This is a genomic window from Mycobacterium sp. E3247, from assembly GCF_001667785.1.
Classification (GTDB): Bacteria; Actinomycetota; Actinomycetes; order Mycobacteriales; family Mycobacteriaceae; genus Mycobacterium.
The window spans coordinates 1-8363 of sequence record NZ_LZJG01000531.1 but is presented as its reverse complement, the minus strand read 5'-3'; the positions used below and the strand labels follow the sequence as shown (position 1 = coordinate 8363).

The window sequence follows — 8363 nt, the reverse complement described above, 5'->3', positions numbered from 1 at the left end:
CGAACGGCCCACCACCCGGCTACGGCGCACCGCCCCCCGGCTACGGCCCACCACCCGGCTACGGCGCCCCGCCCAAGCCCGCGTTCAGCGTGGGCGAGGCGTTCAACTGGGCGTGGAACACCTTCACCAAGAACGCCGTGGCGTTGATCGTTCCCGCGCTGGTCTACGGGCTGCTGATCGGGGTGGCCGTCGCGCTGCTCACGCTGAGCCAGAACATGACCACGGCCACCAGCTCCGACGACTACGACTTCACCTTCACGACCAGCCTGACCGGCCCCGGGTATGGGCTGATGATCCTCGGCTACCTGGTCGCCTACGCGGTGAGCGCATTCGCGCAGTCGGCGTTCCTGTCCGGCTGCCTCGATCTCGCCGACGGGCGCGCGGTGACCATCGGCTCGTTCTTCAAGCCACGCAACCTCGGCATGGTGTTTCTGGCCGTGCTGATCGTCGAGGTCCTCACCTCGATCGCGTCGGCGTTGTGCTTCGTCCCGGGCCTGGTGTTGGGCATCTTCACCCAGTTCACCGTGCCGTTCGTGATCGACCGCTCGGAGTCGGCCATCAAGGGCTTCACGTCCAGCTTCTCGCTTGCCGGGTCGAATTTCGTCAACGCGCTGCTGGTGTGGCTGGTCGCGTTCGCGTCTTTCCTCGTCGGTGCGCTGTTGTTCGGCATCGGCCTCTTGGTGGCGGCCCCAGTCGCGTCCCTGGTGATCATCTACGCCTACCGCAAGCTGTCCGGCGGCCAGGTCGTCCCCGTGCCGCAGCCGGGTTACCAGCCGGGCCCGCCGCCGCCGGGGCCGCAGCCGGCCTAACCGCCGGCTCCGCGGCCGCAGCCGGCGTAACCGCCGGCATCTGCGCTGGCCCGCCGTCCAAGTTACGGCGCTGTTAGCCACGGCTGCGGTGCGCTGCGGCCGTGTGCCGCCTGTGATGAGATCACCTTGATATGAGCATCAAAGTCGCGCTGGAACACCGCACCAGCTACACCTTTGACCGTCCGGTGCGGGTGTATCCGCACGTCGTGCGGCTGCGCCCGGCGCCCCATTGCCGCACGCCGCTGGACGCCTACTCGCTGCGCGTCGAGCCCGAAGAGCACTTCATCAACTGGCAGCAGGACGCGGTGGGCAATTTCCTTGCGCGCCTGGTGTTCCCGAACCCCATGCGGCGACTGACCATCACGGTCGGACTGATCGCCGACCTCAAGGTGATCAACCCGTTCGACTTCTTCATCGAGGACTGGGCCGAGACGTGGCCGGCAGACGGGTTGACCTATCCCAAGGAGCTGGCCGCCGACCTGGAGCCATACCTGCGGCCCGTCGACGAAGACGGTGAGGGATCGGGACCCGGCGAGCTCTGCCGGGCCTGGGTGCGCCGGTTCTCGGTGCCCGACGGCACCCGCACCATCGACCTGCTGGTCGCCCTCAACCGCGCTGTCAACGCCGACGTGGCCTACAGCGTGCGGATGGAACCCGGCGTGCAGACACCGGATCACACGCTGCGCACCGGGGTCGGCTCGTGCCGCGATTCGGCGTGGCTGCTGGTGTCGATCCTGCGCCAGCTGGGCCTGGCCGCCCGCTTCGTGTCCGGCTATCTGGTGCAGCTGGCTTCCGACGTGCAGGCGCTCGACGGGCCCTCCGGCCCGGCCGCCGACTTCACCGACCTGCACGCCTGGGCCGAGGTCTACATTCCCGGCGCGGGCTGGATCGGGCTGGACCCGACGTCGGGGTTGTTCGCCGGCGAGGGCCACATCCCGTTGGCGGCCACCCCCCAGCCGGCGTCCGCGGCGCCCATCAGCGGCGGCACCGAACCGTGCGAATCGGTGCTGGAGTTCTCCAACACCGTCACCCGCGTCCACGAGGACCCCCGCGTCACCCTGCCCTACACCGACACCGCGTGGCAGACGATCCGCGAGGTCGGCGCGCGGGTCGACGAGCGGCTGGCGGCCGCCGACGTCCGGCTGACCATCGGCGGCGAGCCGACATTCGTGTCGGTGGACAACCAGGTCAGCGAGGAGTGGACCACGGCCGCCGACGGCCCGCACAAGCGCCAACGCGCCTCCGACCTGGCCGCCCGCCTGAAGGCGGCGTGGGCGCCGAACGGGCTGGTGCAGCGCGGGCAGGGCCGCTGGTATCCGGGAGAACCGTTGCCGCGCTGGCAGATCGCGTTGTACTGGCGCACCGACGGGCGTCCGCTGTGGAGCGACGACGCGCTGCTGGCCGACCCGTGGGGGGACCGCTCGGAGCCCGTCGACGACGACGCGGGCCAGCGGCTGCTCGCCGCGATCGCCGACGGCCTCGGGCTGCCGCCGTCGCAAGTGCGGGCCGCCTACGAGGACCCACTGCACCGGCTGGCGACCAAGGTGCGAAATCCCGAAGGCGACCCGGTGGACGCGGCCGATGATCTCGACCCCCAAGACGGCGCAGACTCCCCCGCCGCTCGCGCCGCCCTGCTGGCCCGCCTCGACGAGTCCGTCACCGCCCCAGCGGCTTTCGTGCTGCCGCTGCACCGCCGCGACGACGGCCTGGGCTGGGCCAGCGCCGACTGGCGCCTGCGCCGCGGCCGAATCGTGTTGCTGCCCGGCGATTCTCCGGCGGGCCTGCGCCTGCCGCTGGATTCCATCAGCTGGCGGCCCCCGCGCCCGTCGTTCGACACCGACCCCCAGACCGTCGGGAACGCGCTGTCGCCGGAACCGGGCACCGCGGTCGTGGAAGACCCCGAGACCGCGCCGCCCACCGCGATGGTCGCCGAGGTCCGCCATTCAAGTCACGGGGACCTGCTCTACCTGTTCATGCCGCCGACCGAGGCGCTGGAACACTTCGTCGACCTCATCGCCCGCGTCGAGGCCGCGGCCGCCAAGATCGACTGCCCGGTGGTGATCGAAGGCTACGACCCGCCGCCGGACCCCCGACTCCGCTCGACGACGATCACCCCGGATCCCGGCGTCATCGAGGTCAACGTCGCGCCCACCGCCAGCTTCGCCGAGCAGAGTCAGCAGCTCGAAACGCTGTATGAGCAAGCCCGGCTTGCCCGGTTGTCCACCGAATCCTTCGACGTCGACGGCACTCACGGCGGCACCGGCGGGGGCAACCACATCACGCTGGGCGGCGTCACCCCCGCGGATTCACCGCTGCTGCGGCGGCCGGACCTGCTGGTCTCGCTGCTGACCTATTGGCAGCGGCACCCGTCGCTGTCGTATCTGTTCGCCGGCCGGTTCGTGGGCACCACCTCGCAGGCGCCGCGCGTCGACGAGGGCCGCGCCGAGGCGCTGTACGAACTCGAGATCGCGTTCGCCGAGATCGCGCGGCTGTGCGCGGGCGGCGCCCCCAAACCCTGGGTGATCGACCGCGCGCTCCGCCACCTGCTGACCGACATCACCGGCAACACCCATCGCGCCGAGTTCTGCATCGACAAGCTCTACAGCCCCGACAGCGCCCGCGGCCGCCTCGGCCTGCTGGAGCTGCGCGGCTTCGAGATGCCCCCGCACCTGCGCATGGCGATGGTGCAGTCGCTGCTGGTGCGCTCGCTGGTGGCGTGGTTCTGGGACGAGCCGCTGCGTGCCCCGCTGATCCGGCACGGCGCCAACCTGCACGGTCGATACCTGTTGCCGCACTTTCTGATTCACGACATCGCCGACGTGGCGGCCGACCTGCGTGCACACGGCATCGCGTTCGAGACCAGCTGGCTGGACCCGTTCACGGAGTTCCGCTTTCCGCGCATAGGCACCGCGGTGTTCGACGGCGTGGAGATCGAGCTGCGCGGGGCGATCGAGCCGTGGAACACCTTGGGCGAGGAGGCCACCGCCACCGGCACCGCCCGCTACGTCGACTCGTCGGTCGAGCGTATCCAGGTCCGCATCATCGGCGCCGACCGCCACCGCTACGTGGTCACCGTCAACGGCTACCCGGTGCCGCTGCTGGCCACCGACAACCCCGACATCCACGTGGGCGGGGTGCGATTCAAGGCCTGGCAGCCGCCGAGCGCGCTGCACCCCACCATCAGCACCGACGTGCCGCTGCAGTTCGAGCTGGTCGACCTGACCACGGGCACGTCGCGCGGCGGCTGCACCTATCACGTCGCGCATCCCGGCGGGCGGGCCTACGACGAGCCGCCCGTCAACGCCGTCGAGGCCGAGGCGCGCCGCGCCCGCCGCTTCGAGGCGACCGGCTTCACCGCCGGCAAGCTCGAGCTGTCGGACATCCGGGAGAAGCAGGCCCGCATCTTCACCGACGTCGGCGCGCCGGGCATCCTCGACCTGCGCCGCGTGCGTACCGTGCAGCGGTAATGGTGTTTGCCGACAGGACATTCGGCGCCGGCGCAGCCCCGGCGGCCGCTGGTGGCCGCCACGAAGACGGCTACAACGACCGCTACGACGCGGACCGCCTGCTGGCCGGATACCGGGCCGCGCGCGCCCAGGAGGCGCTGTTCGACCTCCGGCACGGCCCGGCCGCCGGCTACGACGAGTTCGTGGACCGGGACGGGAACGTGCGGCCGGCCTGGGCGGAACTGGCCGACACCATCGCCGAACGCGGCCGGTCTGGGCTCGACCGGCTGCGCTCGGTGGTGCGCGGCCTGATCGACAGCGACGGCATCACCTACACCGACGTCGATCCCGGCGTGCACGGGCTGGAACCGCGGCCGTGGATCCTGGACACGCTCCCGCTGGTGTTGTCGGCCGCGGAGTGGGAGGTGCTCGAGGCCGGGCTGACGCAGCGGTCCCGGCTGCTCGACGCGGTGCTCGCCGACCTGTACGGGTCGCGCAGCCTGCTCACCGACGGCATCCTGCCGCCGGAGTTACTGTTCGCCCATCCCGGTTACGTGCGCGCCGCCAACGGCATCGAGGTGCCCGGGCATCACCAACTTTTCCTGCACGCCTGTGACGTAAGCCGGCTACCGGACGGCAGCTTCCGGGTCAACGCCGACTGGACGCAGGCGCCGTCGGGCGCCGGCTACGCGCTGGCCGACCGGCGCGTCGTCGCGCACTCGATCCCCGATCTCTACGAACGGATCGTGCCGCGGCCGACGACGCCGTTCGCCCAGGCGCTGCGGCTGGCGCTGATCGACGCAGCTCCCGACGACGCGCAGGATCCGGTGGTGGTGGTTCTCAGCCCGGGCATCTTCTCCGAAACCGCGTTCGACCAGGCGTATCTGGCCACGCTGCTGGGTTTCCCGTTGGTGGAGAGCGCCGACCTGGTGGTGCGCGACGGCAAGCTGTGGATGCGCTCGCTCGGCACCTTGAAACGGGTCGACGTCGTTCTGCGCCGCGTCGACGCGGACTACGCCGATCCCCTGGACCTGCGGGCCGATTCCCGGCTCGGCGTCGCCGGCCTGGTGGAGGCGTGCCACCGCGGGACGGTGACCGTGGTCAACACGCTGGGCAGTGGCATCCTGGAAAACCCTGGGCTACTTCGGTTTTTGCCGCAGCTGTCCGAGCGCCTGCTGTCCGAGGCCCCGCTGCTGCCGACCGCGCCGGTCTACTGGGGCGGCATATCCGGCGAGCGGTCGCACCTGCTGGCCAATCTGTCGTCGCTGCTGATCAAGTCCACGGTCGGCGGCGAAACCCTTGTCGGTCCGACCCTTTCGTCTTATCAGCTGACGCAGTTGGCCGCCCGCATCGAGAAGATGCCCTGGCAGTGGATCGGCCAGGAGCTACCCCAGTTCTCGTCGGCGCCCACCGACCACGCCGGGGTGTTGTCGTCGGCCGGCGTCGGCATCCGGTTGTTCAACGTCGCCCAGCGCGGCGGATACGCCCCGATGATCGGTGGCGTCGGCTACGTGCTGGCGCCCGGTCCGGCCGCCTACACGCTGCAAACCGTTGCGGCAAAGGATGTTTGGGTACGCCCCACCGAGCGCGCACGGGCCGAGGCGGTGAGCCTGCCGTCGCCCGCACCGCCGGCGAAGACGGCCGCGGGCACTTGGGGCGTCAGCTCGCCCCGTGTGCTGTCCGACCTCTTCTGGATCGGTCGTTACGGCGAGCGCGCGGAGAACATGGCGCGGCTGCTGCTGGTCGCCCGGGACAGGTTCCACGTCTACCGGCATCAGCAGCACACCGAGGAAAGCGAATGCGTGCCGGTCCTGATGGCCGCCCTGGGCCGGATCACCGGAACGGGCACGGGGGCGGACGACAGGCCCGACGATGTTGGCGCCAGTGACGGAGCCAGCGACGGCGCCGAGATGATCGCCGTCGCGCCCTCCACGCTGTGGTCGCTGACCGTGGACCCGGACCGGCCCGGATCGCTAGTGCAGTCGGTGGAAGGTCTGGCGCTGGCCGCCCGCGCCGTGCGCGACCAGATGTCCAACGACACCTGGATGGTGCTGGCCGGGGTGGAGCGCGCGCTGGCCCAGCGGCGGGAGCCGCCGGATTCGCTCGCCGAGGCGGATGCGCTGCTCGCATCGGCTCAGACACAGACGCTGTCCGGGATGCTGACCCTGGCCGGGGTGGCCGGCGAGTCGATGGTGCGCGACGTGGGCTGGACGATGATGGACATCGGCAAGCGCATCGAACGCGGCCTCTGGCTGACCGCGCTGCTGCGGTCCACACTGACCGCGGTGCGTGGCACCGCCGCCGAACAGACGATCATCGAGGCGACGCTGGTGGCGTGCGAGTCCTCGGTCATCTACCGGCGCCGCACGGTGGGCAAGGTCAGCGTCGCCGCCGTGGCCGAGCTGATGCTGTTCGACGCGCAGAACCCGCGGTCATTGCTCTATCAAGTGGAGCGGCTGCGGGCCAACCTCAAGGACCTGCCAGGAGCGTCGGGGTCGTCGCGCCCGGAGCGGCTGGTGGACGAGATCGGCACCCTGCTGCGTCGCTCGCATCCCGCCGAGCTGGAAGCCGTCAGCGCCGAGGGGCTGCGCGCGGAGCTGGCCGGCCTGCTCGGTTCGGTGCACACGGGGCTGCGCGAGCTCGCCGAGGTGATCACCACGACGCAGCTGGCGCTGCCCGGTGGCATGCAACCGCTGTGGGGCCCCGACGTCCGCCGGGTGATGCCGGCCTAGCGGCGATCGCGAGCGCGGCGAAGCCGGGCGAAGCGGGTCGCCGCCATCCGGCCCAGCGGCGATCGCGAGCGCGGCGAAGCCGGGCGAAGCGGGTCGCCGCCATCCGGCCTCGCGGCGAGTTGCATGTTGTGTCAATGGGGTTCGTCGTCGTCGCCGTCTTCGAGGAGTCGTTCGGGGTGGTGGTAGCTGTTGGTTCTGGGTTGTCCGCGGTCCAGGTGGGGTGGGGGGAGCCATTCGGTTTGGCCGCGGGCGTTGGTGCGGGTGGTCCAGCCTTGTTCGGCGAGTCGGTTGTCGGGGCCGCACGCCAGGGTGAGGTCGTCGATGTCGGTGCGGCGGGTGGCTTGCCATCCGCGGACGTGGTGGACCTGGCTGTGGTAGGCCGGCGCGTCGCAGCCGGGTTTGGTACACCCGCGGTCCTTGGCGTACAACATGATTCGCTGGGCGGGCGAGGCGAACCGTTTGGTGTGATGCAGCGCCAGCGACCTGCCCCTGTCGAAGATCGCCAGGTAATGGTGAGCGTGGCCCGCCCAGCGGATCACGTCCGACATCGGCACCAGCGTGCCGCCGGCGGTCAACGCCTTGCCGGCGGCCGCCTCCAAGTCGGTCAAGGTGGTGGTCACCACGATCGACACCGGCAGCCCGTTGTGGCGGCCGAGTTTTCCCGAGGCGAGCAGCCCGCGCAGCCCGGCCAGGAAGGCGTCGTGATTGCGTTGGGCGGTGCTGCGGGTGTCGCGGCGCACCGCGTCTTCGTCGGGTGTCTCGTCGACCACCGGGATTTCATCGTCGGGGTTGCACACTCCGGGTGCGGCGAGTTTGGCCAGCATCGCCTCGATCGCGGCCCGCAGCTCCGGGGTGATCAGCCCGCTCAGCCGTGACATACCGTCGACGTCTTGTGCCCCCAAAATGATGCCGCGTTTGCGAGCCCGTTCGGCGTCGCTGTAGTCCCCGTCGGGGTGCAGCCAATCCATCACCCGCTGGGCGTATTTGGCCAACTCGTCGGGCCGGTAGCCGGCGGCCTTGTCGGCCAGGTCGGCCTCGGCGGCCTGGCGGGTGAACACGTCGACCTCAGCCGGGAGTTGGGCGAAAAAGCTGCGGATCACCTTGACGTGTCCGTCCCCGATCAGCCCGGCGCGCTGGGCGGCCGCGGTCGCGGAAAGCCGCGGCGCCAACGGCTCACCGGTGATCGCGCAGCGCTCGCCGAGATCGCGGGCGTCGGCGATGCGCCGGCCGGCCTCGGCCTTGGTGATGCGCAACCGGTCGGCCAGCCCCACACGCAGCGAGCCACCCAACTCCTCGGGACTGGCCTGGGCGTCGAGCTGGTTGATCAACGCGTGCTGAGGCGCGCGCAGCTGGCGGGCCACCCGCTCCACCCGCTC

At 70.9% G+C, this 8363-nt stretch carries 4 protein-coding genes; 3 read left to right on the top strand and 1 reads right to left on the bottom strand.

Features of this window, described 5'->3' with window-relative positions:
- The 3 genes from A9X04_RS27165 to A9X04_RS27155 form a co-directional block, all read left to right on the top strand.
- Nucleotides 1-809 (top strand): hypothetical protein (locus A9X04_RS27165; protein WP_197509429.1); only part of this gene is annotated, 809 nt, incomplete at its 5' end.
- Between the two features lie 131 nt (nucleotides 810-940).
- Nucleotides 941-4276 carry a DUF2126 domain-containing protein gene (locus A9X04_RS27160; protein ID WP_067927630.1) on the top strand — a complete coding sequence of 1112 codons (3336 nt, stop codon included), beginning with the start codon at nucleotides 941-943 and terminating at the stop codon, nucleotides 4274-4276.
- Nucleotides 4276-6987: a circularly permuted type 2 ATP-grasp protein gene (locus tag A9X04_RS27155; RefSeq protein ID WP_067927627.1), complete on the top strand. Its 2712-nt coding sequence runs from the start codon at nucleotides 4276-4278 to the stop codon at nucleotides 6985-6987. The genes A9X04_RS27160 and A9X04_RS27155 overlap by 1 nt, the downstream gene beginning before the upstream one ends.
- A 131-nt stretch (nucleotides 6988-7118) precedes the next feature.
- Here the strand turns inward: A9X04_RS27155 and A9X04_RS27150 are convergent.
- Nucleotides 7119-8363: HNH endonuclease signature motif containing protein (locus tag A9X04_RS27150; RefSeq protein ID WP_067927625.1), on the bottom strand; the 1245-nt coding region annotated here is incomplete at its 5' end.